We start from the raw sequence: 24,202 nt of genomic DNA on the forward strand, positions 1-24,202 counted from the left end.
CCGCCCCTATGTGAAGGGGATGGGTTCGTAGCACGTGAAGGGGGACGACACCGCGTACTTCCCGCCTTTGAGCTGGACGAGGGCGCCGCAGCCGAACGACTCCTTCTGCCCCTTGGGCAGGCTGCGGTCGCCGACCATCGTGTCGGTGTCGGAGTAGCCGTCCGCCGCGTCCTGGAAGGAGTCGACGGTGAGGTCCTTGCCCGCCTTCTCGGCGACGGCGAGGAAGAGGTCGGCCGACATGTAGCCGGTCATCATGTGCATGCTCAGCGGTACGTCCTTGCCCGCCGCCTTCCTGATGTCCTTCTTGAACTGCCGCATGTCCGCGCTGTCCTGCTCGAACGGCTGGAAGGTCAGGAGGACGTGCACGCCGTCCAGGGCCTTCTTCGCCGCGCTCTTGGCGAGCAGACCTGGGTCGTAGTCGGTGGGGTCGGTGAGGAGGCCCTTGAATCCGGCGCGCTTGACCGCCGTGAACAGGCCGATGTTGTACGGGGTCTGCATCACGGAGACGACCGCGTCCGGCGCCTCGCCGCCGTCGGAGCGCAGGATCTCCTTGGTGTACGCCGACCAGTCGCTCGGCACGGAGGTGGCGGGCACGGTCGCCTTGGCGTACGTCACCTTGTACCCGGCGGACGCGAAGGACTGCTTGTAGGTGCGGATGGCGAAGGTGCCCGCGTCGTTGTCGTTGGCGAGGATGGCCACGGACCTGCCCTTGGCGCCGCCCATGACCTTCTTCAGGCCCTCGGGCCAGCTCTGCGTGATGGTGCCGCCGGGCATCGGCACCATGCAGCCGCCGAATCCGTACATGTAACTGGGTCCGCAGAAGGGCGGGATGGTGCCCCAGCCGAACGTGGGCACCTTCTGCTTCTGCAGGAAGTCCGCGCCGGAGAAGGTGACCGAGCTCATCGGGGAGATCGCGAACACCTTCTCCTGCTGGACGAGTCTGCGGGCCGCGGCGAGGTTCTTGCCGGGGTCCTGGCCGTCGTCCTCCGCCCCCAGGTAGTCGATCGTCCGCCCGTGCACGCCGCCCTCGGCGTTGGCGCGGTCGAAGCGGGCCTTCGCGCCGAGGTCGGTGTCCTTCTTGCTGTAGCCGCTCGCGGTCGTCATGGAGACGATGCCGCCGACCTTGATGGAGTCGTCGGTCACCCCGCGTACGGAGCCGCCGTCCTTCCCCTCTGCACTGGAACCGCCGCCGCTGGACGCCGAGTTGCAGGCGGTGGCGAGCAGCAGGGCCGTCACGGCGGCCGTGATGGTGCGGATCGATCGCGACACGGTCGAGCCCCCTCCGTCGTCGAAGTGAGGGTGATTCTGTGTGCGACCTGATGAACCGTCAATAACTGGCGTGTCGAAATTTGATGGGCCGTCAGAAATGCTGCGGCCCCGGAGGGGCGCGGGGAACCGCGCGACCGGCCACGGCGCACCCGCGGATGCGAACCGCGCTCCCGCGGAGCGCCTCAGCTGCGGTACAGCGCCTCGACCTCCGCGGCGTACGCCGTCTCGATCGCCTTCCGCTTCAGCTTCAGGGAGGGCGTGAGCAAGCCGTGCTCCTCGCTGAACTGGTGCGCCAGTATGCGGAACGTGCGAATCGATTCGGCCTGCGAGACAAGGGTGTTGGCGGCCACGACCGCCCGCCGCACCTCGGTCTCCAGATCCGGGTCGCGCACCAGGTCGCCCGGCTCCATCAGCGGCTTGCGGCGCATGGTCAGCCAGTGCTCCACGGCCTCGGAGTCCAGCGTGACGAGGGCCGCGATGTAGGGGCGGTCGTTGCCGACGACGATGCACTGCGCGACCAGTGGATGGTCGCGCACCCGCTCCTCCAGCTGGGCGGGCGAGACGCTCTTGCCGCCGGACGTCACCAGGATCTCCTTCTTGCGCCCGGTGATCGTCAGATAGCCGTCCTCGTCGAGCGAGCCCAGGTCGCCGGTGGCCAGCCAGCCGTCGTGCAGCGTGGCGTCGGTGGACTTGGGGTCGTTGAGGTAGCCCTGGAAGACGTTGTCGCCGTGCAGCCACACCTCGCCGTCCTCCGCGATGTGCACGGTCGTGCCGGGGATGGCCTGGCCGACCGTGCCGTAGCGGGTGCGCTCGGGCGGGTTGGCGGCCGCGGCCGCCGTCGACTCGGTCAGGCCGTACCCCTCGTAGATCGTCACGCCCGCGCCCGCGAAGAACAGGCCGAGCCGGCGGTCCATCCCCGAGCCGCCGGACATCGCGTGCCGCACCCGGCCGCCCATCGCCTCGCGGACCTTGGAGTAGACGAGCTTCTCGAAGAGCTGGTGCTGCATGCGAAGGCCCGCGCTGGGCCCCGGACCCGCGCCGAAGGCCCTGGCCTCCATCGCGTCCGCGTACCGCACGGCGCACTCCACGGCCTTGTCGAACGGGCCCGCCTTGCCGTCCTTCTCCGCCTTGCGCCGCGCCGCGTTGAAGACCTTCTCGAAGATGTACGGCACGGCCAGGATGAACGAGGGCCTGAACGCCGCCAGATCGGGCAGCAGCGCCGCCGCGTTGAGGTTCGGCTGGTGGCCCATCTTGACCCGGCCGCGCACCGCGGCGATCTGCACCATGCGGCCGAAGACGTGCGCGAGCGGCAGGAAGAGCAGCGTCGTCGCCTCGTCGCCGCGCTTGGAGTGGAAGACCGGCTCCCAGCGGCCCACCATCACGTCCGCCTCGAACATGAAGTTCGCGTGGGAGATCAGACAGCCCTTGGGGCGGCCCGTGGTGCCGGAGGTGTAGATGATCGTGGCGATCGAGTCGGGCGTGACCGCGCGGCGGTGGCGGTGCACCACCTCGTCGTCGATGTCGTGGCCCGCGCCGTTCAGTTCGCCCACCGCGTCGGCGTCCAGCTGCCACAGCCTGCGCAGCTGCGGAAGGCGGTCTATCACCGAGCCGATCGTCATCGCGTGGTCCTCGTGCTCGACCATCGCCGCGGAGACCTGCGCGTCGTGCAGCATCCAGAAGACCTGCTCGGCCGACGAGGTCGGATAGATCGGCACCACCTGGGCGCCGATGCTCCACAGCGCGAAGTCGAAGAGCGTCCACTCGTAGCGGGTGCGGGACATGATGGCGACGCGGTCGCCGAACCGTACGCCCTGGGCTATCAGGCCCTTGGCCAGGGCGAGCACCTCGTCGCGGAACTCGGCCGAGGTCACATCGTGCCAGCGCCCGTCGGTCTTGCGGCCGAACGCGATGCGCAGGGGGTCTTCAAGGGCATGGTCGAACACGACGTCGGCAAGGCCGCCCACCGGCGGCGCCGACGCCATCGGAGGGTTCGTGAACTCGCGCAATGATGCTCCTTGTGGCGCTCCGCACAGCGCCGTGACCGTACCCCACGCCGCGCGGCTTCGGGAGAGGGTTCCGGTGCGCTGGTCACGGACCATCGGCACAGGTCAGCCGGTGAAATGCGGCCACAAGGGTAAGGGCCGGACAACTTACTTACGCTGGAGTAAGTTTCGGTGGCGCAATCTCCACCGAATCTGTACGCGGCACACAGAGGGTGGGTGAGGGATCCCCACGGGTGAGCGCCCCCCCAGGGGCGCGCGTCACTTCGGGCGACCGTCACCCGGTGCCGGTCGTCACCCGGTGCCGGTCGTCACCCGGTGCCGGTCGTCACCCGGTGCCGGTCGTCACCCGGCGGTGGGCGTCCGCCGGCGGCGGTCCTCACGTGATGGACGTGTCGCCGAGCGCCTCGAGCACCTGGCGCAGGCCGTCGCCGGCCTTGTCGACCAGCTCGGGGTCCACGTCGGCGAGCAGTCGCGCGTAGTTCGCCAGGTGGTCGGAGAAGACGGCCCGGGTGACCTCGTGCCCGCGCTCGGTGAGGCGGATCTTGACGGTGCGCCGGTCGCCTCCGTCGCGCACCCGCTCCACCAGGCCCTTGGCCTCCATCTTGTCGACGCGGTTGGTGATCGTGCCCGACGACACCATGGACGCCTTGAGGAAGGTCCCCGCGGTGAGGGCGTAGGGCGGCCCGGAGCGCTGGAGCGTGGTGAGGACGTCGAACTCGCCGACGTCGAGGCCGTGTTGGGCCGCGATCTCCTTCACCGACTTGTCGACCACCAGGGCGAGCCGCTGGATGCGCCCGAAGAGCTGCACCGGCCAGAGGTCCCCTGCCGCGTCGGGGCGTTCCTTGACCCACTGGCCGATGATCGCGTCCACGGCGTCGCTCATCGCCGCACTCCTCTCGATTCGGACTCTCTCGACGCGGACTCTACCAGTCATAAATCTCTTAGATTCGAGATACTTGACTCTGAGAAAGCCGGATGCTTTTATCTCGCCATTGAGATTGCCGAGTCTGAACGACAGGAGCGCCCGATGTCCGAGCTGTCCCTCCACCCCGCCGCCCAGGACCTCCTCTTCCGCGAGGCCCGCACCGCCAACACGTTCACCGAGGAGCCGGTCACCGAGGAGCGGATCCAGGCGGTCTACGACCTGGTCAAGTACGCGCCCACCGCCTACAACCAGTCGCCGCTGCGGGTGGTCCTCGTGCGGTCCGCCGAGGCCCGGGGGCGGCTCGTGGACCTCATGGCCGAGGGCAACCGGCCGAAGACCGCGACCGCCCCGCTGGTTGCGATACTCGCCGCCGACAACGAGTTCCACGAGGAACTCCCGTCGCTGCTCCCGCACTTCCCGCAGGCCAAGGACCTCCTCTTCGCCGATCGCGGGGTCCGTGAGGAGTCCGCGCTGCTCAACGCGACGCTCCAGGCGGCGTACTTCATCCTCGGCGTGCGCGCGGCGGGGCTCGCCGCGGGACCGATGACCGGGTTCGACTTCCCGGGCGTGCAGAAGGAGTTCCTCGACGACGACCACACCCCGCTGATGGTCGTGAACATCGGCCGTCCGGGCCCGGACGCCTGGTACCCGCGCTCGCCGCGGCTCTCCTACGACGAGGTCGTCACCACGGTCTGATCCACGCGCACCGCCGTCCTCGCGTCCGCACCGCCCCTCACCGCCGACCGCCCCATCTGCCGGAGTCACCTGCCATGTCTCTGCTCACGCGAACCAAAGCCCGAACCGAAGCCCGAACCGAAGCCCGCACCGAAGCCGGGACCCTGCCCCGGGCTCAAGCCCGGACCCGAGCCCACGCCCGAGCCCACGCCCGAGCCCACGCCCGAACCGGCGCCGACCCGCGCCAAGTCCCCGCCGTATGGCTGGCGTTGCTGGCCACTCCGGTCGCCGCGAGCGCCAACGGGCCCGTCCTGATCCTGCCCGACATGGCCCAGTCCCTCGGCGTCCGCACGGCCACCGCGACCTGGCTCGTCACCGTCTTCGCCTGGGCGATGGCCGTCGGCACCCCGCTGATGGCGGGCCTGCTGCGCCGCAAGGGCCTCGGCACCGCGCTCAAGCTGAGCGCCGCCCTCGTCGTGGCGGGCACCGCGGTCCTCGCCGTCGCGCCCTGGCTGCCCCTGGCCATGGCGGGCCGGGCGGCCCAGGCCGCGGGCGGCGCGGGCCTGGTCACCGCGGCGATGAGCCTGGCGGGCTCGGTCCGCCGGATGGGCGTGATCACCGCGGGCTTCGGAACGCTGGGCGCGGTCGGCCCGCTGCTCGGCTCGGCGATCGCGGGCACCGCGTCCTGGCGGGTGTCCCTGGCCGTCGGCGCGGTCTCCCTCCTCGCCGTGCCCGCGGTCATGCGCCGCGCCGACCTGTCCGCACCGCGGCCCGGCAGCCCCTTCGACGGCCGGGGCGCCGCCCTGCTCGTCCTGACCGCGACGGCCCTGGTGCTCATCCCGCGCCACCCGCTCCCCGCGGTGGCCGCGTCCCTGGTGGCGGCCGCGCTGCTGGCCCTGCACATCCGCTCCCACCCCACCGGATTCGTGCCGGTGTCGCTGCTGCGGACCCGCGCGTTCGTGCTCTCCGCGCTGCTCGCCTGCGCCTTCGCCACCTCGTACTTCACCCTGCTCTTCACCGTTCCGCAGCTGCTGCGCGAGCGCACGGGATGGTCGGCGTCCACGATCGGCACCGGCCAGCTGGTCGCCCTCCTCGTGGGCTCGGCGCTCGCCATGGCACTGGCCGCGGCCTCGGCCCGCATGGCCCGGCCCCGGGTCCTCGCGATCCTGCTCACCGTCGGCGTGCTCGCCCCGTTCACCGCCGCGCTCGCCCCCTGGGCGCCGCTGCTCCTGCTGGCCGCGACGCTGGCCGTGCTGACCGCCAGCGGGGGCCAGGCGACGCTCGCGGTGTACGCGACCACGGCCACGCCGCCCGCGCAACGCCCCACCGCGATCGGCCTGTTCAGCCTCTGCTACCAGCTCGGCGGCGCCTTCGGCCCGGCCATCGCGGCCGCGATCACGCTGGGCGGCTGACACGTTTCGCCCCTGGCCCGGCATCGGGACAGGGGCGTTTCGGCGACCGGCGCGTGCCGCCCCGAATCACCGCGCACACTCCTCAAGCCGCCCCGCGCACGGGGTAGTTCCCGCCGCCGGGGCCGTGGCCGCGGGTGTGTCGGGGTTTCTTCCGTGGGTGGTGGCGCGTGCGAGGGGCAGGGCCCGGGTGGTGGCGCGTGCGACGGGCAGGGGCCGGGTGGCCGTGGTGTGTGGTGGGTTCGGTCACCGTACCCGTTCCTCGACACGCTCCGGCCGGGCGGGAGTTGCCGCCGGCCGGACCGGCGTCGCAGTCGTTTCCGGTTCCTTGCGGGGCGTGCGGACCAGTACGAGGACCAGGATCCCGGCGACCAGGCCCGTGACGCCCGCCGTCAGGGACGCGCCGTTCAGGCCCGAGGCGAAGGCCGAGCGCACCGCGTCCACGGAGACCGTGCCGTGCAGGGCCGAGGCGTCGCCGCCCGCCGCGGTGTGCGCGGCGTCGTGGCCGAGGGAGTCCTGCATGCGGGAGGTGAGGACCGTGCCGAACAGGGCGACCCCGACCGCGTATCCGAGTTGGCGGAACGTGTTGACCGCGCCGCCCGCCATCCCGGCGTTCGCGGGCGGCACCGCGGCCAGCGCGGCCCCCGCGAGGGCGGGCGCCACGAGTCCCGCGCCGATCCCCGCGAGCGTGAGCCCCGGCGTGAGCGCCACCCAGGACGAGCCGGCGTCGAGCACCGCCATGCACAGCCCGCCCGCGCCGATCAGGAGCAGCCCCACGCCGATGACCAGGCGCGGCGCGACCCCGTGCAGCAGCCGACCGCCGACCGCCGCCACCACGAAGGACGTCGCGGCGAGCGGCAGCAGCACCAGGCTGCCGCGCACCGGGCTCATGCCGAGCACGGTCTGCAGCCAGATGGAGAGGTACGGGATGACGCCGAAGGCCGCGGCGTTGTAGCCGATCGCGCCGAGCAGCACCCCGGTGAAGGCCGGCTTGCGCAGCAGCCGCAGGTCCAGGAGCGGGTGCGCGACGCGCCGTTCGACCAGGACGAAGCAGAGCAGCGCGAGCGCCGAGACCGCGAAGGCCGTGCCGGTGACCGCCGACGCCCAGCCGTCCGCGCCGCCGCGCAGTACGCCGTACGTACCCGCCCCCGCGAAGCAGGCGAACGCCGCCGTGCCCGCCCAGTCGATCCGCCGCCCGGAGGGACCCTTCGACTCCGGCACCACGCGCAGCGTCAGCCAGATCGACGCCACGCTCACCGGCAGGTTCACGAAGAAGATCCAGCGCCAGCCGGGCCCCTCGGTGAGCAGCCCGCCCACGATCGGGCCGAGCGCGGCGGACGCCCCGCTCACCGCGCCCCACACGCCGAGCGCGACCGACCGGTCGCGGCCCTGGTAGGCGGCGCCGAGCAGCGGCAGCGTCGTGGCGAACATCGCGGCGGCGCCCAGCCCCTGCACGGCGCGGGCCGCGACGAGGACGTCCGCGTCCGAGGCGAGCCCGCAGCCCAGTGAGGCCGCGGCGAACAGCGCGGTGCCGATGACGTTGAGCCGCCGCCTGCCGAGCACGTCGGCGGCGGCGCCGACGCCCAGGAGCAGCGCGGCGAGCGCGAGCGCGTAGCCGTCGATGACCCACTGCAGATCACTCAGCGAGGCGTCCAGCGCCCGCGCCATGTCGGGCAGCGCCACGACCACGATCGTCACGTCCAGCAGCAGCATGAACGTCCCCAGAGACACCGCGGTGAGCGGCCCCCATGTACGCATCCTCTTTCTCCTCGTCCCACGTCGTCGGCGGATGTACGCCGCCGAGAGCTCGAACTGCGCCTGTCGAGCCGGGGAGAAAAGTACCTCGGCGAGCTGCGGGCCCGTCGCGAGGCCGCGCTGCTCGAAGCCATGTCGACGATGCGCCCCGCCGAACGCGCCGCCCTGCTCAAGGGGTTGAGCGGCTTCCGTCGCGCGGTGGAGGGGGCCGAGCCCGACCGGGGCCCTGCGAACGCCAGTGCGGTGGAGTCAGCCTGATCGCGTGGGTTTACTCCCGGCGCATCCAGGTACATGCAGACGGTCGAAAAAGCAGCGACGACGGAGCCGTCGGCAACAACTCTGCCGTACCGCGTAATTGACGCTCCGTGAGTTCAGGACGGCCGGAGATCCTTTCCCTCGGATAACATTTGCCGTGCGACAACAATTGCTAAGGTGGATGGAATGAACACCAGTGAGTCCGAGGCCCGGTCGCGCGTCAGCTCCGCTCTGCGCGAGCAAGGGGAGAAGGTGGCCGACCGGTGGGTCGAGCTCCAGTCGGAGCAGGCGGTCCTGGAGACCGGCATCACCGAGGCCGAACTGAACGAGGAGGCCGACGCGTTGGTCGAGGCCCTGCTGGCCGGCCTCGAGACCGACCACCCGGTGCGGGACGTCGTGGCCGCGCACCCCGGCCTGCGCCAGGCCGTCACCGACCTGTCGCTGCGCCGCGCCCGGGCCGGCGCGACACCCACGGCCACCTCGCTGGCCGTACTGGCCCTGAAGGAAGCCCTGTTGGAGGCGGTGCAGCAGGACACGCGCGACGTCACCGCGCTCTACCACGCCGCGCGGTTCATCAACCGCCTCCTCGACACCGCGGGCGCCCTGTCCTTCGAGGTCTACGTCGAGGGCCGTGAGGAGATCATCCGGCGGCAGAGCCGTCAACTCCTGGAAGTCTCCACGCCGGTGGTGCGCCTGTGGGACCGGGTGCTCGCCGTCCCGCTGATCGGCACGCTCGACACCACCCGGACGCAGGTGGTGATGGAGAACCTCCTTGAGGCCATCGAGCGGGACGAGGCGCAGGTCGCCATCATCGACATCACCGGCGTGCCCACGGTGGACACCGCCGTGGCGCACCACCTGATGCAGACGGTCAACGCCGTACGGCTGATGGGCGCCGACTGCGTGATCAGCGGCATCCGCCCGCCGATCGCCCAGATCATCGCGCAGCTCGGCATCGACCTGTCGGCCATCCTGACGCGCGCGACGTTGGCGGACGCCCTCGCCGCCGCCATCCCGCTGCTCACGGACCACCCGGTCCAGGCCTCCCTCGCGGACGCGCGGTGAGCGGCGGCTTGAGCGGCGTACCGATCCTGCGACTCGGTGACGTGCTGGTCACCGGTCTGCTGAACGAGCTCGACGACAAAGCGGCGATCGCGTTCACCGAGGAGCTGACGGAGCGCATCGTCGCCGACCGTGCGCGCGCGATCCTCATCGACATCTCACGGCTGGAGATCATCGACTCGTTCGTGGCCCGTACGCTGATGGAACTGACGACCACGGCCCGGCTGTTGGGCGCGCGGGTCATAGTGGCCGGCATGCGCCCGGCGGTCGCGATCACCCTGGTGGAACTGGGGCTGCAGCTGTCCGGTGTGGAGACCACGCTCAACGCGGAGCAGGGAATGATCGCGCTGGGCTGGCAGCCCGCTCCCCGACCCCCAAAGGGGGGCCCCGTTGTCCCTCTACGGTGACCTCGAAGAAGCGTCCTACGGCGGGATCGGCCAAGCGTCCGCCCGCCGCGGCCCCGTCGCGGGCTCCCCGGGGAGCGACGGCGCCCGTGCCGAGCACGCCATCCGTGCCGAGCACGCCATCCGTGCGGAGGAGGACCTGCTCACGGTGCGGCACGCGGTACGGGAAGCGACCCTGAAAGTCGGCTTCGGGCTGGTGGACCAGACGCGCATCGTCACGGCCGCCAGCGAACTGGCCCGCAACGCCTATGTGCACGGCGGCGGGGGCGCCCTCACCCTGGAGATCGTCCGGCGGGGCGGCCGCCGGGGGCTGAAGCTGGTGGTGAGCGACCAGGGTCCCGGCATCGCCGACATCGACCAGGCCCTCACGGACGGATACACCACGGGCGCGGGGCTCGGGCACGGCCTCGGCGGCGCGCGTCGCCTCATGGACGAGTTCCAGGTGCGGTCCACCCCGGGGCGGGGCACGACCATCACCGCCGTGCGCTGGATCGGGCCGCGGTGAACACCGCCGCGGCGGCCCGCACGACGCACATCGCCATCGACCACCCCAGCGCCGTGCAGAGCGCCGCCGACCAGGCCAGGGCGTTCGCCCGCGAGATGCCCGGCGCGCTGCCCCACCAAGCTGCCGTCCTCGCGAGCGAGTTGGCCAGCAACATCGTCAAGCACGCCCGCAACGGCGCCCTGTTCGTCCAGCGGTCACCGCTCGGCGAAGGCCTGGACATCGTCGCCGTCGACAGCGGCCCCGGCATGCCCGACATCGACCTGAGCCTGACGGACGGGTACAGCACCACCCGGACGATGGGCGCGGGCCTGGGCGCCGCACGCCGTATCGCCACGGAGTTCACCATCCGCTCGGACGCGGCGCTCGGCACGCTGGTCCACGCCCGCCTCGCCGCCCCGGACGCCCCGCGCACCGCCGCGGCCCCGGGAGCACTGTGCCTGCCCGCCGACGGCCAGGACGCGACCGGCGACGGATACGCGATCGCCGAACACGGCGGCGCCAGGACCGCGTTGGTGATCGACGGCCTCGGCCACGGCCCCGACGCCGCCACGGCCGCGCAGCGCGCCGAACGCACCTTCCTCGCACACCCCGCGGCCCCGCTGGCGGACGTGCTCACCGTCCTGCACAAGGCGCTGCGGCACACCCGCGGGGCAGCCGTCGCGGCCCTGCGCATCACCGCGGGACGGGCCGAGTACTGCGGGGTCGGCAACGTCCGTGCCGCGGTGCTGTCCCCCGAGGGCATCCACCACCAGTTCACCGGGCAGGCCGGCATCGTCGGATACACCCTGCCCGCGCCCAGGAGCCGGTTCGTCGACCTCTGCGCGCACACCACCGTGGCCCTGTACACCGACGGGATCGACCACCGGTGGACGCACGCCCCCACCGCCGCTCGCCTCACGCTGCCCCCGGTGCTGCTCGCGGCCTCGCTGGCCCACAGCCACCGCCGCAGACGCGACGACGCCACCGTCCTGACCCTCGGCCCCCACCTGGGAATGAGATGACCCGCGAAACCTTCCGTACGCTCAAGGCCCTGCGGCACACCGTACGAAGCATCGCCCTCGGACACCGGCTGCCCGCCGACGACCGCGCCCGCCTCGTCCTTTCGCTGAGCGAAGTGGCCGAGGCGGCCCTCGGCGGCGGCCGCCCCGTCACCCTGCTCAGCCGCCGCGAGACCGACGAGGACGGTGCCCACCGGCTGACGCTCGCGCTGCGGCTGCCGCACCAGAGCGCGGGGCACGCGGTGGCGACCGACAGCCTGCCGCTGCGCGCGCGGACCCAGCCGGACGGCACCGTGGTGTGGAACCTGCCGCTGCCGCCCGGCGGTTCACCCGGCCACACCGCCCGCCCCGTGGCCATCCCAGCGGCGGCACGGCACGGCGAGGCCGACACCGCCCTGCTGGAGGAGGAGCTCCGCGCGTCGCTGGCCCGCGCGGACGCCCTGGCCGACGAGCACCGCAGGCTCAAGCACGAACTGGCCGAGACGAACAGGGGTGTCCTCGCCCTCTACGTACAACTCGAAGAGCGCGACGAGCAGTTGCGCACCGCGCACGGCCGCACCCTGCGTGCCCTGGAGGACGCGCTGCGCCCCAGGCCCCTGCATGTGGACGGCCTGGAGCTCGCCGTGCACTACGCCCCGGCCAGCGACGAGGCGCCCACCGGCGGCGATCTGTACGACTGGTTCACGCTCCCGGACGGCACCGTCCACATCACGGTCGTCGACGCCCTCGGGCACGGCATAACCAGCACCCGCACCGCGCTCACCGTCACCCACGCGGTCCGCACCCTCGCCCTCGAAGGCCATCCGCTGGAGAGCATCGTGGCGCGGACCGACGGCGTCCTCGCGCCCTTCGACCAGAGCGTCATGGCCACCCTGCTCCTTGCCCGCCTCGACCCCGCCGACGGGAAGCTGACCCTGGCCAACGGCAGCCACCCGCCGGCGCTGGTGGCCCGTGCCGACGGCGGCGCGAGCTATCTGGAGGTGCGCGGGCGAGGCATCGGCTTCCCCCTGCCGGGCAGCGAACGCCTGCTGACCGCGCACCTGGGCGTCGACGACGTGCTGTTCCTCTACACCGACGGTCTCACCGAGAGCCGCAGGGACCCCTTGGAGGGCGAGCGGCGGCTCAAGGACGCCGTGTGCCGTCACCGGGCGCGGACGACGGAGCAGATCCCCGGCCTGGTGGCCGAGGACCTGCTCCGTGACGTGCTCCACCAGGACGACACCCTGGCGATCGCGGTGCGGCGCACCGGGGCGTGACGGGCCGGACCCGCCGCCGCGCGCAGGGCGCTAGTCGGTCACGTCGATCCGGCCGTTGACGGCTGCCGGGGTCGCCTCGGCTGCCGGGGCCGACGCCTTGCCCCCGGTGATGCCCTTGAGGAGCTCGGCGAGGTCGACTCCCGTGGTGGAGCCGATGAGTTCGAGGCCCTGGGCGACGTTGTCGGCGACGGTGCGGGAGAGCTGGCTCGCGCCGTCCGTCGAGATCACCGTCATCTTGTCCACCGCGCCGAGCGGTTCCGACGCCTTGGCGACCACGCTCGGCAGGACCTCGACGAGCATCTGCAGGACGGCCGCGTCGCCGTACCGCGCGAACGCGTCGGCCTTCTTCTGCATCGCCTCCGCCTCGGCGGCGCCCTTCGCGCCGATCGCGGCGGCCTCGGCCTCACCCTCCAGGCGCACGGCGTCGGCGAGCGCGGCACGCTGCGCCTTCTCGCCCTCACCGGTCAGGCGCGCCCGCTCCGCGTCGGCCTCGGCCTGCTTGACCATGCCGATCCTGCGGGCCTCCGCCTCCTGCTCGGCCTGGTAGCGCGCGGCGTCGGCGGGCTTGCGGACCTGGGTGTCCAACTCGCTGTCGGTGAGCGCCGCCTGGCGCTTGGCGACCTTCTCCTGCTCGGTGAGGACCTCCTGCTGGCGGGCGGCCTCGGCGAGCGGTCCCGCGGCCCCGGCGCGCGCCGACGCCTCGTCCGTCTCGGCCTTGATCTCGGCCTGCTTGAGCGCGAACGTCCGCTGGGCGATCGCGATCTCCTCCTCGGCCTTCAGGCGCGCCTGCTCGGCGGCGCGGCGCGCCACGGCCTCGGCGATGTCCGCCTCCTGCTTGGCGCGGGCGGCCTCGGGGCGCCCGAGGTCCTCCAGGTAGGAGCCCTCGGTGGTGATGTCCTGGATCTGGAAGGCGTCGAGGACGAGGCCCTGCCCGGACAGGCTGGCCTCGGCCTCCTCGGCGACCTGCCCGGCGAACGCGGCACGGTCACGGATGATGTCCTCCACCGACATCCGCCCCACGATGGAGCGCAGCGCGCCGGAGAGCACCTCCTGGGTGAAGCCGACGATGCCGTCCTGCTGCACCAGGAACCGCTGGGCCGCGGCCCGTATCGAGTCCTCGGTGCCGCCGACCTTCACGATGGCGACGCCTTCGAGGTTCGACTTCACGCCGCGCAGCGTGACGGCGCCGCGCACCGCGATGGGGATGTGCCGCGAGGACAGGTCGAGCGTGAACTTCTGCTGGACGAACGGCACGACGAAGACGCCCCCGCCGACCACGACCTTCTGGCCGCTGTTGTCGGTCATGACCCGGCCCGTGTTCGGGTCGGTGGACTTCTTGCCGCGCCGCCCGGTCACGATGAAGGCCTCGCTGGGCCCGGCGACCTTGTAGCGGGTGATGACGACGAGCGCCAACAGGACGAGGAGTACGACGACTCCGACGACGGCGGTCAGGACTGGACTCATGGTGCATTCCCCCCTGCCACCCGGGGACGGCAGATCGGTGAGTTACGTTGCGTGGTGTGTGAGGGCGGTCGGTCAGCGCTCGACGGGCCGCACGGCCACCGAGGTCGGCGACAGCGCCGCGTCGACCCAGATCTCGGTGCCCCGCGCCACGGCGACGGAGCTGCGGGCCGCGAACTTCACGGGCTGCCCGGCGAGTTGAAGCAGTACCTCGCCGTAGCCGTCGGCCGGGATCGCGGTGACCACGGAACCTGCGGTGCCGACGAGGTCGTCGGCGCGCGCGGTGGCCGCGGTCTGGTCGCGCATGAGGGCGCGGGTGAGCCGCCAGGTGACCCACCCCGCTCCGGTGCCGGCACAGGCTCCCGCGACGGTGGCGGGGCCCGCGCCGAGCCCGGTCGTGCCGAGCACGAGCGCTCCGCCGAAGCCGAGCATGGACACGAACCCGGCGATGACCGGCAGCGAGAGGAGGCCGTCGAAGAGCCCGTCCAGCGCGCTCACGCCTCCGAAGAGTCCCTCAAGGACCCCGTCGAGAAGGAGCGAGAGCGCCAGCAGCACGATCCCCGCGATGCCGAGACCCAGAAACACCGTCATCGGACCACTTCCCCCGTCATGCCGTTCACTCTGCTGTCCACCCCCGGTACGGGCCGATCGTGACAGGTCGGGGCGATGTGGCACATTGCCTGCTTCCGGCAATCTTTACGCGTCTTTAATGCCGGTCGGCGCGGCGGGGCCGCTCGCGCGCGAGGGCTGCTCGCGGCGCGGCGTGTGGAGTTCGCGGACGTCCGGGTCCGTGGTGGAGCGCCCCGGCCGGAACGACGCTTGTGCCGGCCCGGCCTCGTGTCCCGTCGGGCAGTGCCTAGGCTGGCCCGCACCATGATCAGCTACTCACTGCCCTCCGACTGGCCCACCGACGAGCGGGCGGCGCGCGCCGTCCAGGACGACCTGCGCACCCGCGTCGTCCTCGACGACACGGGCCCCGCCCCCGGTACGGGCCACGTGACCGGCGTGGACGTCGCCTACGACGACGAGCGGGACGTCGTCGCCGCGGCCGTCGTCGTCCTCGACGCCGCGACGCTCGACGTGGTCGAGCAGGCGACGGCGGTCGGCACGGTCACCTTCCCCTACGTCCCCGGCCTGCTGGCGTTCCGCGAGATCCCGACGGTCCTCGCCGCGCTCTCCCGCCTCGGCGCCGACCCCGGTCTGGTCGTCTGCGACGGCTACGGCATCGCCCACCCGCGCCGCTTCGGCCTCGCGAGCCACCTCGGCGTCCTGACGGGGCTCGCGACGATCGGCGTCGCCAAGAACCCCTTCACCTTCTCGTACGAGGCTCCGGGCGCGCCGCGGGGGAGCTCCTCGCCCCTGCTGGACGGCGCGGAGGAGGTGGGCCGGGCGCTGCGCACCCGGGAGGGCGTGAAGCCGGTCTTCGTCTCGGCGGGTCACCGCGTCGGTCTGCCCCGCGCCTGCGAGCACACCCTGCGCCTGACGCCCCGCTACCGCCTCCCGGAGTCCACGCGCCGCGCGGACGCCCTGTGCCGAGCGGCCCTGCGCGAGGCGACGGAGTCCGGGCGGGACGGCCGGCCGGTGACGGCACCGGGTTGAACGTTCAAAAGGGGGCCGGGTTAGCATATGAGCGCCGCCTAGCTCGAAAGAGACGCACGTGACTGTCAATGACGACTCGTTCACCAATTGGAAGCACCGCGAGGAGACCGCGGAGTCGATGATCCCGATCATCGGGAAGCTGCACCGCGAGCGGGACGTCACGGTCCTGCTGCACAGCCGCTCCTTGGTGAACAAGTCGGTGGTCAGCATTCTGAAGACCCACCGATTCGCCCGGCAGATAGCCGGTGAGGAGCTCTCGGTCGGCGAGACGCTGCCGTTCCTGCAGGCCCTCACCACGCTCGACCTCGGCCCCTCGCAGATCGACATCGGCATGCTCGCCGCGACGTACAAGACCGACGACCGCGGTCTGAGCGTCGAGGCCTTCACGGCCGAGGCGGTCGCCGGTGCCACGGGCGCCAACAAGATCGAGTGCCGCGACGGCCGTGACGTCGTCCTCTACGGCTTCGGCCGCATCGGCCGCCTCGTCGCCCGCCTCCTCATCGAGAAGGCCGGCTCCGGCAACGGCCTGCGGCTGCGCGCCATCGTCGTGCGCGGCGGCGGCGAGGCCGACCTCGTCAAGCGCGCCTCGCTGCTGCGGCGCGACTCGATCCACGGCCAGTTCCAGGGCACCATCACCGTGGACGAGGCGACGAGCACGATCGTCGCCAACGGCAATGCGATCAGGGTGATCTACGCCAACGACCCCTCCGAGGTCGACTACACGGCGTACGGCATCAAGGACGCCATCCTCATCGACAACACCGGCAAGTGGCGCGACCGCGAGGGCCTCTCGCAGCACCTGCGCCCCGGCATCGACAAGGTCGTCCTGACCGCCCCGGGCAAGGGGGACGTCCCGAACATCGTGCACGGCGTCAACCACGACACGATCAAGCCGGACGAGCAGATCCTGTCCTGCGCCTCGTGCACCACCAACGCGATCGTGCCGCCGCTGAAGGCGATGGCGGACGAGTACGGCGTGCTGCGCGGTCACGTGGAGACCATCCACTCGTTCACCAACGACCAGAACCTTCTGGACAATTACCACAAGGCGGACCGTCGTGGCCGCTCCGCGCCGCTGAACATGGTCATCACCGAGACCGGCGCCGCCTCGGCCGTCGCCAAGGCGCTGCCCGACCTGAAGGCGCCGATCACCGGCAGCTCCATCCGGGTACCGGTGCCGGACGTCTCGATCGCGATCCTCAGCCTGACGCTGGGCCGCGAGGCCACCCGCGAGGAGGTCCTCGACTACCTGCGCAACGTCTCGCTGACCTCGCCGCTCAAGCGCCAGATCGACTTCACCACCGCCCCCGACGCCGTCTCGATGGACTTCGTGGGCTCGCGCCACGCGTCGATCGTCGACGCCGGCGCCACCAAGGTGGACGGCGACAACGCGATCCTCTACCTCTGGTACGACAACGAGTTCGGCTACTCGTGCCAGGTCATCCGGGTCGTCCAGCACGTCTCCGGGGTGGAGTACCCGACGTACCCCGTGCCGGTGGCCTGATTCGCCCGCCCGGCGGGTGTCCTGCCGTGCTCGACGGGTGTCCTGCCCTGCCCGGGGCGGGACACCCGTCGCGGTGTCTCAGCGCACCGCGGCGACCCGGAACGAGAGCCCCGCGGCCCGCAGCCGTGTGATCAGCGCGTCGCCCATCGCCACGGCAGTGGTCAACTGCCCCGCGACCGGCGGCAGCGGGTCGAGCGCGAGGCACATGGCCGCCTCGGCCAGCATCTTCGCCGTCTCGTCGTAGCCGGGATCGCCGCCCGAGACCTCGGTGAACACCCGCTTCCCGCCGCCCTCGCCGACGAAGCGCACCGAGAACGTGGACTTGGCGCGCCGTTCCCGGCCCGGTCCGTCACCGGGCCTGACCCGTGAGGACAACCAGCGCCGCGCGGCGGGCAGTTGCGCCGCCGCGACCAGGCCGCCGACGGCGAGCGCGCCCCCCAGCGCGACCGGCAGCGAACGCACGGCCGCGTAGTGGCGGTAGCGGAAGTCGGGGCCGTACCGCTCCAGGGCCCGCGCCGAACGCTGCACCACCTGCGGGTCGATCGTCGGCAGCGGCAGCGCCCACGCGCCGACTTCGCCCGCGTACCGGGGCGCGCTCGGCGGCGCGTACGCCTTGCGGCCGACCACGCGGGGCTCGTGGCGCCGCCGGTCCCTCGCCGCGGCCAGCATCTGCGGCCCCCGCCCGAACTGGTTGAGCGCGGAGGCGAAGGTGCCGCCGGAGAACTGCGCGGACGCCCGCACATAGCCGTCGACCCGCAGCGGCACGCCCTCCGGCAGCTGCTGCACCGTGAAGTACGCCCCCAGGTCGTGCGGGACCGAGTCGAAGCCGCAGGCGTGCACGATGCGGGCCCCGGTCTCCCGCGCGCGGGCGTCGTGCTTCACGTACATGAGGTCGACGAACTCCGGCTCACCCGTGAGGTCCAGATAGTCCGTGCCCGCCTCGGCGCAGGCCGCGACCAGATCCTGTCCGTACGTCAGGTAGGGCCCGACGGTCGTGGCGACCACGCCCGCGCGCGCGGCCATGTCCCGCAGCGACGCGGGATCCGCCACGTCGGCCCGCACCAGCGGGAGTTCGGCACAGGCCGGGTCGATGGCGGCCAGGCGCTCGCGCAGCCCCTCCAGCTTCGCGGTGTCGCGCCCCGCCACGGCCCAGCGCAGCCCCGCGGGCGCGTGCGCGGCGAGGTACTCCGCGGTGAGCACGCCGACGAACCCCGTCGCTCCGAAGAGCACGATGTCGTACGCGCGGTCCCTGTTCCTGTTGTCACCCGTCATGGCACCTCTCAGCCGTACGCCCCCGCGCAGTTGTCGGTGGCCGAGGCTAGCGTGAGGGGAGTGGACCGCGACCAGGAGGTACCCATGGCTGTCCCGAAAAGCGCCCTCACGAAGTGGGAGGGCGTGCGCGCCTTCGCGCTCGGCATGCCGGGCGCCGTGGAGGACTTCCCTTGGGGCGAGTCGGTCGCGAAGGTCAACAAGAAGGTGTTCGTCTTCCTCGGCGTGGACGACGGCAGCCACCCCTTGGGCATCACCCTCAAGCTCAAGGACGAGGAGGCGCACGCGCACGCCCTGACGGCGCCGGGCGCCGAACCCGCCGGGTACGGCCTGGGCAGGTCGGGCTGGGTGCGCATCCCCCTGGAGGAGAAGGGCGCCCCCGCCGCCGAGCTGCTCTGCGACTGGGTCGAGGAGAGCTACCGCACCGTCGCCACGAAGAAGCTGGTCGCGGAACTGGACGCCCGCCAGGGCTGATCCGCGCGGCGCGCGCGAACCGTCTGGATCACACCCCCGGCGCCGTCCGCACCGCGATCCCGTTCCGCTCCAGGAGCGCCGCGGTCACCCCGTCGCCGGCCACCAGCTCCCCGGCGAACGACCCGTCGTACACCGCCCCGCGCCCGCAGGAGGGGCTGCGGGGCATCAGCAGCGCCTCGGCGCAGCCGCCGTGCCGCGCGGCGGCCAGCGCGCGTCGTGCGCCGTCCACGAACGCGGCCGTCACGTCGCGCCCCGTGTCCTCGACGACCCGCGCGGTGCCGTCCAGGACGTCGTGCCCGTCGCCGCCGACGAGCTCGGCGGGGCGGCGCGGCGTCGGCAGGCCGCCCGCCGCCTCGGGGCAGAACGACACGACATCCCGGCCCGCCACCGCCGCATCGAGCTCGGGCGAGGCCTTGTCGCGGCCGTCGTAGCGGCACGGAACTCCCCGCAGACACGCGCTGACCAGTACGGAATCCATGCCGTCCAGGCTAGGCGCGGCACGCTCGCGCCGGACGGCGGGCCACAATTGTCTAAGCGCTTGCTCGCCAAGGGCTTGTGCACGGTGGAACACGTTCTTAGCATCACTGGTGTTACATCAGTTGTGTCATAGCGCTGGGGGCTCAATGGCAGTGCCGGGCAAGGGCGTTCACGGACCGCTGGCCGGAGTGCGGGTGGTGGAGCTCGCGGGCATCGGCCCCGGCCCCTTCGCAGCCATGCTCCTGGCCGATCTCGGCGCCGACGTCGTACGCGTCGACCGGCCGGGCGGCAGCGGCCTCGCGATCAATCCCGAGTACGACGTGACCAACCGCAACAAGCGCTCCGTGGTCGTCGACCTGAAGGCCGCCGACGGCGCGGCCCGCGTCCTCGACCTCGTCGAGCGCGCCGACGTGCTCATCGAGGGCTACCGCCCCGGCGTGGCCGAGCGCCTCGGCGTCGGCCCCGAGGACTGCCACGCCCGCAACCCGCGGCTCGTCTACGGCCGGATGACCGGCTGGGGCCAGGAGGGGCCGCTCGCCCAGCGCGCCGGGCACGACATCGCGTACATCGCCATCACCGGCACCCTCGGCATGATCGGCAACCCCGACGAGCCGCCCGCGATCCCCGCGAACCTCGTGGGCGACTACGCGGGAGGCTCGCTCTACCTCGTCGTCGGCATCCTCGCGGCGCTGCACCACGCGCGCGTGCACGGCGCCGGACAGGTCGTGGACGCCGCGATCGTCGACGGCGCGGCCCACCTGTCCGCGATGATCCACGGCATGCTCGCGGCCGGCGGCTGGCAGGACCGCCGCGGCGCCAACCTCCTCGACGGCGGCTGCCCCTTCTACGGCAACTACGAGACCGCGGACGGCGGTTACATGGCCGTCGGCTCCCTGGAGCAGCAGTTCTTCGACGAGTTCATCGCGCTGCTCGGCCTGGCCGACGTGGCCCCAGCCCGCAAGGACCTGGCCCGCTGGGGCGAGCTGCGCGAGGCCGTCGCCGCCCGCTTCAAGGAGCGCACGCGCGACGAGTGGACGGCCGTCTTCGAGGGCTCCGACGCGTGCGTGGCGCCCGTCCTCTCGCTGCGCGAGGCACCGGCCCACCCGCACCTCGCCGCGCGCGGCACCTTCACCGACCACGGCGGCATCACCCAGCCCGCCCCCGCGCCCCGCTTCTCCGCCACCCCGACGCGGGTGCGATCGGGGCCCGCGCAGCCCGGCGCCGACACCGCCGACGTGGCCCGCGACTGGGACGTACCGGCGCTGAACGGTGTGCCGGGGCCGAACGACGCACAGGTGCCGAACGAGGAGGAACACCACTGATGGAGATCTCCGCCACGCTCGCCTACGCGGGCGACCCGCGCGAGGCCGCCGACGGCGTCGCCGCCCTGGAGTCCGCGGGCCTGGACGCCGTGTGGGTCGCGGAGGCGTACGGATTCGACTCGCCCACGATCATGGGCTACCTGGCCGCGCGCACGGAGCGCATGAAGATCGGCTCCGCGATCCTCAACGTCTACTCCCGCACCCCGGCCCTGATCGCCCAGACCGCCGCGGGCCTGGACGCGATCTCCGGAGGGCGCGCGGTCATCGGGCTCGGTGCCTCGGGCCCGCAGGTCGTCGAGGGCTGGCACGGCAAGGCGTACGACAAGCCGCTCGGCCGCACCCGCGAGACCATCGAGCTGACCCGCCGCATCCTGCGCCGCGAGGTCATCGACCACCACGGCATCACGGACATGCCGCTGCCTCCGGAGAAGGGCGGCAGGCTCGGCAAGCCCCTGAAGATCCTCACCAGGCCGGTGCGCCCCCAAGTCCCGCTGTACGTCGCCTCCCTGGGCCCCGCCAACGTGGCGATGACCGCCGAGGTCGCCGACGGCTGGCTGCCCACCCTCTTCGTCCCGGAGAAGGCCCACCAGGTGTGGGGAGCCCCGCTCGCCGAGGGCATGGAGAAGCGCGATCCGGCCCTCGGACCGCTCCAGACGGTCGCCGGAGGGCTGCTCGCCATCGGTGACGACGCGGCGGCCGCACGGGACTTCGCGCGCCCGCAGATCGCCCTCTACGTAGGCGGCATGGGCGCCAAGGGGAAGAACTTCTACAACGACCTCGCGGTGGCCTACGGCTACGAGAAGGAGGCCGCGCGCATCCAGGAGCTCTATCTCTCCGGGAAGAAGAAGGAGGCGGAGGCCGCCGTCCCGGACGAGCTCTGCGAACTCACGTCGCTGTGCGGACCCGAGGGCTACGTGCGCGAGCGCGTCGAGGCCTTCCGGGCCGCGGGCGTCACCATGCTCAACGTCGTCCCTGTCGGCCCCGAGCCGGCCAGGTTGATCGAAACCGTCAAGGGCTGGCTCTGACAGGGCTCGATGGTTCCAGAAGGGCTCCAGGAGGCCACGTACAGATGAAACGGCAGATCTTCTCCGCCGAGCACGACGCGTTCCGCGAGACCGTCCGCACCTTCCTCGCCAAGGAGGTCCTTCCGCACTACGAGCAGTGGGAGAGGGACGGCATCGTCTCGCGCGACGCGTGGCTCGCGGCCGGCAGGCAGGGGCTGCTCGGGCTCGCCGTCCCCGAGGAGTACGGGGGCGGCGGGAACGCCGACTTCCGCTACTCCGCGGTGCTCGCCGAGGAGTTCACGCGCGCGGGCGCGCCCGGACTCGCGCTCGGTCTTCACAACGACATCATCGGCCCGTATCTGACCTCGCTCGCCACCGAGGAGCAGAAGCGGCGCTGGCTGCCCGGGTTCTGCAGCGGCGAGATCATCACGGCCATCGCGATGACCGAGCCGGGCGCGGGCTCCGACCTCCAGGCCATCCGCACCAGCGCCGAGGACCACGGCGACCACTGGGTGCTCAACGGCTCCAAGACGTTCATCTCGAACGGCATCCTCGCCGACCTCGTGATCGTCGTCGCCAAGACGTCGCCCGAGGGCGGCGCGCACGGCCTGTCGCTGCTCGTCGTCGAGCGCGGCATGGAGGGCTTCGAGCGGGGCCGCAACCTCGACAAGATCGGCCAGAAGTCGCAGGACACCGCCGAGTTGTTCTTCGACGGCGTACGCGTTCCCAAGGAGAACCTGCTCGGCGAGCTCGACGGAGCCTTCGTCCACCTGATGACGAACCTCGCGCAGGAGCGCATGGGCATCGCCGTCGCCGGGATCGCCGCCGCCGAGCACCTCCTGGACATCACCACGACGTACGTCAAGGAGCGCGAGGCCTTCGGGCGGCCGCTCGCCAAGCTCCAGCACATCCGCTTCGAGATCGCGGAGATGGCCACGGAGTGCGCCGTCACCCGCACGTTCCTCGACCGGTGCATCGTCGATCACTCGAACGGGGAACTCGACGCCGTGCACGCGTCGATGGCGAAGTGGTGGGCCACCGAGCTGCAGAAGCGCGTCGCGGACCGCTGTCTGCAACTGCACGGGGGCTACGGCTACATGACCGAGTACCGCGTCGCCAAGGCCTTCACCGACGGACGCATCCAGACCATCTACGGCGGCACGACCGAGATCATGAAGGAGATCATCGGGCGTTCCCTCCTCGGCTGAGCCCCAGCGGCCGACCCCTCACCCTCAAGAACCCCTGAAAGGCACTCGCGTGACCACCGAAGCGTACGTATACGACGCGATCCGCACCCCGCGCGGACGCGGCAAGGCCAACGGCGCCCTGCACGGCACCAAGCCGATCGACCTCGTGGTCGGCCTGATCCACGAGATCCAGGCCCGCTTCCCCGGCCTCGACCCGGCCGCCATCGACGACATCGTGCTCGGCGTGGTGGGTCCGGTCGGCGACCAGGGTTCCGACATCGCGCGGATCGCCGCCATCGCCGCGGGGCTGCCCGACACGGTCGCGGGGGTCCAGGAGAACCGCTTCTGCGCCTCGGGCCTGGAGGCGGTCAACCTCGCCGCTATGAAGGTCCGTTCGGGCTGGGAGGACCTGGTCCTCGCGGGCGGCGTCGAGTCGATGTCGCGGGTGCCGATGGCCTCGGACGGCGGTGCCTGGTTCGCCGACCCGATGACCAACTTCGAGACCAACTTCGCGCCGCAGGGCATCGGCGCCGACCTGATCGCCACCATCGAGGGCTTCTCGCGGCGCGACGTCGACGAGTACGCGGCCCTCTCCCAGGAGCGCGCCGCCGCGGCCTGGAAGGACAGCCGCTTCGACCGGTCCGTCGTGCCCGTCAAGGACCGCAACGGCCTGGTCGTCCTCGACCACGACGAGCACATGCGGCCCGGCACCACCGCGGACTCCCTCGCCAAGCTGAAGCCGTCCTTCAAGGACATCGGCGACATGGGCGGCTTCGACGCGGTCGCGCTGCAGAAGTACCACTGGATCGAGGAGATCGACCATGTCCACCACGCGGGCAACTCCTCCGGCATCGTCGACGGCGCCTCGCTGGTCGCCATCGGCACCAAGGAGGTCGGCGAGCGCTACGGCCTCACCCCGCGCGCGCGGATCGTCTCCGCGGCCGTCTCCGGGTCCGAGCCGCTGATCATGCTCACCGGGCCCGCGCCCGCCACCCGCAAGGCGCTCGCCAAGGCCGGCCTGACCATCGACGACATCGACCTCGTCGAGATCAACGAAGCGTTCGCCGCGGTCGTGCTGCGCTTCGTGAAGGACATGGGGCTGTCCCTGGACAAGGTGAACGTCAACGGCGGGGCCATCGCGATGGGTCACCCGCTGGGCGCGACCGGCGCGATGATCCTCGGCACGCTGGTGGACGAGCTGGAGCTGCGGGACCTCCGGTACGGGTTGGCCACGCTGTGCGTAGGTGGCGGGATGGGCATCGCCACGATCGTCGAGCGGCTGTAGGGCTCCTCGCCGTAGGGGCTGGGGCGCGCTGCCGACCGCGGGTGCGTCGTGGTTGCTCGCGCAGTTCCCCGTGCCCCTGAAAGGCGCACTCCGTGCGCCTCCTG

Annotated in this window: 22 protein-coding genes; 14 read left to right on the forward strand and 8 right to left on the reverse strand. The window is 72.1% G+C overall.

Annotated elements, in window-relative coordinates; genetic code table 11:
- Nucleotides 1-6: 6 nt before the first annotated feature.
- The 3 genes from ACZ4D5_RS28070 to ACZ4D5_RS28080 form a co-directional block, all read right to left on the reverse strand.
- The gene (locus ACZ4D5_RS28070; protein ID WP_467775194.1) at nt 7-1,269 is read right to left on the reverse strand and encodes an ABC transporter substrate-binding protein; all 1,263 of its coding nucleotides are present in this window, start codon (nt 1,267-1,269) and stop codon (nt 7-9) included.
- A gap of 182 nt (nt 1,270-1,451) precedes the next feature.
- Entirely contained in the window at nt 1,452-3,275 is a 1,824-nt protein-coding gene (locus ACZ4D5_RS28075) for an AMP-dependent synthetase/ligase (RefSeq protein WP_467775195.1), read from the reverse strand.
- A 373-nt stretch (nt 3,276-3,648) separates the two neighbouring features.
- Complete coding sequence (locus ACZ4D5_RS28080) at nt 3,649-4,155, reverse strand: MarR family winged helix-turn-helix transcriptional regulator (RefSeq protein WP_467775196.1); 507 nt, start codon at nt 4,153-4,155, stop codon at nt 3,649-3,651.
- A gap of 144 nt (nt 4,156-4,299) precedes the next feature.
- Between ACZ4D5_RS28080 and ACZ4D5_RS28085 the strand changes: the two genes are divergently transcribed.
- Both ACZ4D5_RS28085 and ACZ4D5_RS28090 read left to right on the forward strand, forming a co-directional pair.
- On the forward strand, nt 4,300-4,893 hold the full coding sequence (locus ACZ4D5_RS28085; protein ID WP_467775197.1) for a malonic semialdehyde reductase: 594 nt from the start codon (nt 4,300-4,302) through the stop codon (nt 4,891-4,893).
- Between the two features lie 248 nt (nt 4,894-5,141).
- Nucleotides 5,142-6,284, forward strand: coding sequence for an MFS transporter (locus tag ACZ4D5_RS28090; RefSeq protein ID WP_467775198.1), 1,143 nt, complete (start codon nt 5,142-5,144; stop codon nt 6,282-6,284).
- A gap of 243 nt (nt 6,285-6,527) precedes the next feature.
- Here the strand turns inward: ACZ4D5_RS28090 and ACZ4D5_RS28095 are convergent, their stop codons facing one another.
- The gene (locus tag ACZ4D5_RS28095) at nt 6,528-8,039 is read right to left on the reverse strand and encodes an MFS transporter (RefSeq protein ID WP_467775199.1); all 1,512 of its coding nucleotides are present in this window, start codon (nt 8,037-8,039) and stop codon (nt 6,528-6,530) included.
- Between the two features lie 438 nt (nt 8,040-8,477).
- Between ACZ4D5_RS28095 and ACZ4D5_RS28100 the strand changes: the two genes are divergently transcribed.
- Genes ACZ4D5_RS28100 through ACZ4D5_RS28120 form a run of 5 tightly spaced genes read left to right on the forward strand, consistent with a single transcriptional unit; the run spans nt 8,478 to nt 12,516 of the window.
- Entirely contained in the window at nt 8,478-9,356 is an 879-nt protein-coding gene (locus tag ACZ4D5_RS28100) for an STAS domain-containing protein (protein WP_467775200.1), read from the forward strand.
- 8 nt (nt 9,357-9,364) lie between these two features.
- The gene (locus tag ACZ4D5_RS28105) at nt 9,365-9,760 is read left to right on the forward strand and encodes an STAS domain-containing protein (RefSeq protein ID WP_467775201.1); all 396 of its coding nucleotides are present in this window, start codon (nt 9,365-9,367) and stop codon (nt 9,758-9,760) included.
- A complete protein-coding gene (locus ACZ4D5_RS28110) occupies nt 9,744-10,262 on the forward strand; it encodes an anti-sigma regulatory factor (RefSeq protein ID WP_467775202.1) in 519 nt (172 codons plus the stop codon). Before ACZ4D5_RS28105 ends, ACZ4D5_RS28110 begins: the two co-directional genes overlap by 17 nt.
- On the forward strand, nt 10,259-11,263 hold the full coding sequence (locus tag ACZ4D5_RS28115) for a SpoIIE family protein phosphatase (RefSeq protein WP_467775203.1): 1,005 nt from the start codon (nt 10,259-10,261) through the stop codon (nt 11,261-11,263). The genes ACZ4D5_RS28110 and ACZ4D5_RS28115 overlap by 4 nt, the downstream gene beginning before the upstream one ends.
- Nucleotides 11,260-12,516, forward strand: coding sequence for a PP2C family protein-serine/threonine phosphatase (locus ACZ4D5_RS28120; protein ID WP_467775204.1), 1,257 nt, complete (start codon nt 11,260-11,262; stop codon nt 12,514-12,516). The genes ACZ4D5_RS28115 and ACZ4D5_RS28120 overlap by 4 nt, the downstream gene beginning before the upstream one ends.
- 30 nt (nt 12,517-12,546) lie before the next feature.
- On the opposite strand, the gene ACZ4D5_RS28125 is transcribed toward ACZ4D5_RS28120, so the two are convergent.
- Together ACZ4D5_RS28125 and ACZ4D5_RS28130 are read right to left on the reverse strand one after the other, a co-directional pair.
- Nucleotides 12,547-13,980, reverse strand: a complete 1,434-nt coding sequence (locus ACZ4D5_RS28125; RefSeq protein WP_467775205.1) for a flotillin family protein — start codon at nt 13,978-13,980, stop codon at nt 12,547-12,549.
- 72 nt (nt 13,981-14,052) lie between these two features.
- Nucleotides 14,053-14,568 carry a hypothetical protein gene (locus ACZ4D5_RS28130; RefSeq protein ID WP_467775206.1) on the reverse strand — a complete coding sequence of 172 codons (516 nt, stop codon included), beginning with the start codon at nt 14,566-14,568 and terminating at the stop codon, nt 14,053-14,055.
- A 282-nt stretch (nt 14,569-14,850) separates the two neighbouring features.
- Here ACZ4D5_RS28130 and ACZ4D5_RS28135 point away from each other — a divergent pair, with 282 nt between their 5' ends.
- Both ACZ4D5_RS28135 and ACZ4D5_RS28140 read left to right on the forward strand, forming a co-directional pair.
- On the forward strand, nt 14,851-15,576 hold the full coding sequence (locus ACZ4D5_RS28135) for an endonuclease V (protein WP_467775207.1): 726 nt from the start codon (nt 14,851-14,853) through the stop codon (nt 15,574-15,576).
- Nucleotides 15,577-15,634: 58 nt separating this feature from the next.
- A complete protein-coding gene (locus ACZ4D5_RS28140) occupies nt 15,635-17,080 on the forward strand; it encodes a glyceraldehyde-3-phosphate dehydrogenase (protein WP_467775208.1) in 1,446 nt (481 codons plus the stop codon).
- A 78-nt stretch (nt 17,081-17,158) separates the two neighbouring features.
- On the opposite strand, the gene ACZ4D5_RS28145 is transcribed toward ACZ4D5_RS28140, so the two are convergent.
- Nucleotides 17,159-18,352, reverse strand: coding sequence for a saccharopine dehydrogenase family protein (locus tag ACZ4D5_RS28145; protein ID WP_467775209.1), 1,194 nt, complete (start codon nt 18,350-18,352; stop codon nt 17,159-17,161).
- Nucleotides 18,353-18,436: 84 nt separating this feature from the next.
- On the opposite strand from ACZ4D5_RS28145, the gene ACZ4D5_RS28150 reads away from it, so the two are divergent.
- Nucleotides 18,437-18,823, forward strand: coding sequence for an MmcQ/YjbR family DNA-binding protein (locus tag ACZ4D5_RS28150; RefSeq protein WP_467775210.1), 387 nt, complete (start codon nt 18,437-18,439; stop codon nt 18,821-18,823).
- A gap of 28 nt (nt 18,824-18,851) precedes the next feature.
- Here the strand turns inward: ACZ4D5_RS28150 and ACZ4D5_RS28155 are convergent, their stop codons facing one another.
- A complete protein-coding gene (locus tag ACZ4D5_RS28155) occupies nt 18,852-19,301 on the reverse strand; it encodes a 2-thiouracil desulfurase family protein (RefSeq protein ID WP_467775211.1) in 450 nt (149 codons plus the stop codon).
- A 145-nt stretch (nt 19,302-19,446) separates the two neighbouring features.
- Here ACZ4D5_RS28155 and ACZ4D5_RS28160 point away from each other — a divergent pair, with 145 nt between their 5' ends.
- From ACZ4D5_RS28160 to ACZ4D5_RS28175, 4 genes are read left to right on the forward strand one after another with little or no spacing between them, the layout of a single operon-like run.
- Entirely contained in the window at nt 19,447-20,622 is a 1,176-nt protein-coding gene (locus ACZ4D5_RS28160) for a CaiB/BaiF CoA transferase family protein (RefSeq protein WP_467775212.1), read from the forward strand.
- Nucleotides 20,622-21,647: an LLM class F420-dependent oxidoreductase gene (locus tag ACZ4D5_RS28165; RefSeq protein ID WP_467775213.1), complete on the forward strand. Its 1,026-nt coding sequence runs from the start codon at nt 20,622-20,624 to the stop codon at nt 21,645-21,647. The genes ACZ4D5_RS28160 and ACZ4D5_RS28165 overlap by 1 nt, the downstream gene beginning before the upstream one ends.
- 44 nt (nt 21,648-21,691) lie before the next feature.
- A complete protein-coding gene (locus ACZ4D5_RS28170) occupies nt 21,692-22,834 on the forward strand; it encodes an acyl-CoA dehydrogenase family protein (RefSeq protein WP_467775214.1) in 1,143 nt (380 codons plus the stop codon).
- 49 nt (nt 22,835-22,883) lie between these two features.
- Nucleotides 22,884-24,098 carry an acetyl-CoA C-acetyltransferase gene (locus ACZ4D5_RS28175; RefSeq protein WP_467775215.1) on the forward strand — a complete coding sequence of 405 codons (1,215 nt, stop codon included), beginning with the start codon at nt 22,884-22,886 and terminating at the stop codon, nt 24,096-24,098.
- Nucleotides 24,099-24,202: the final 104 nt, after the last annotated feature.

The sequence above is a fragment of the Streptomyces sp. NPDC025651 genome (assembly GCF_055558735.1).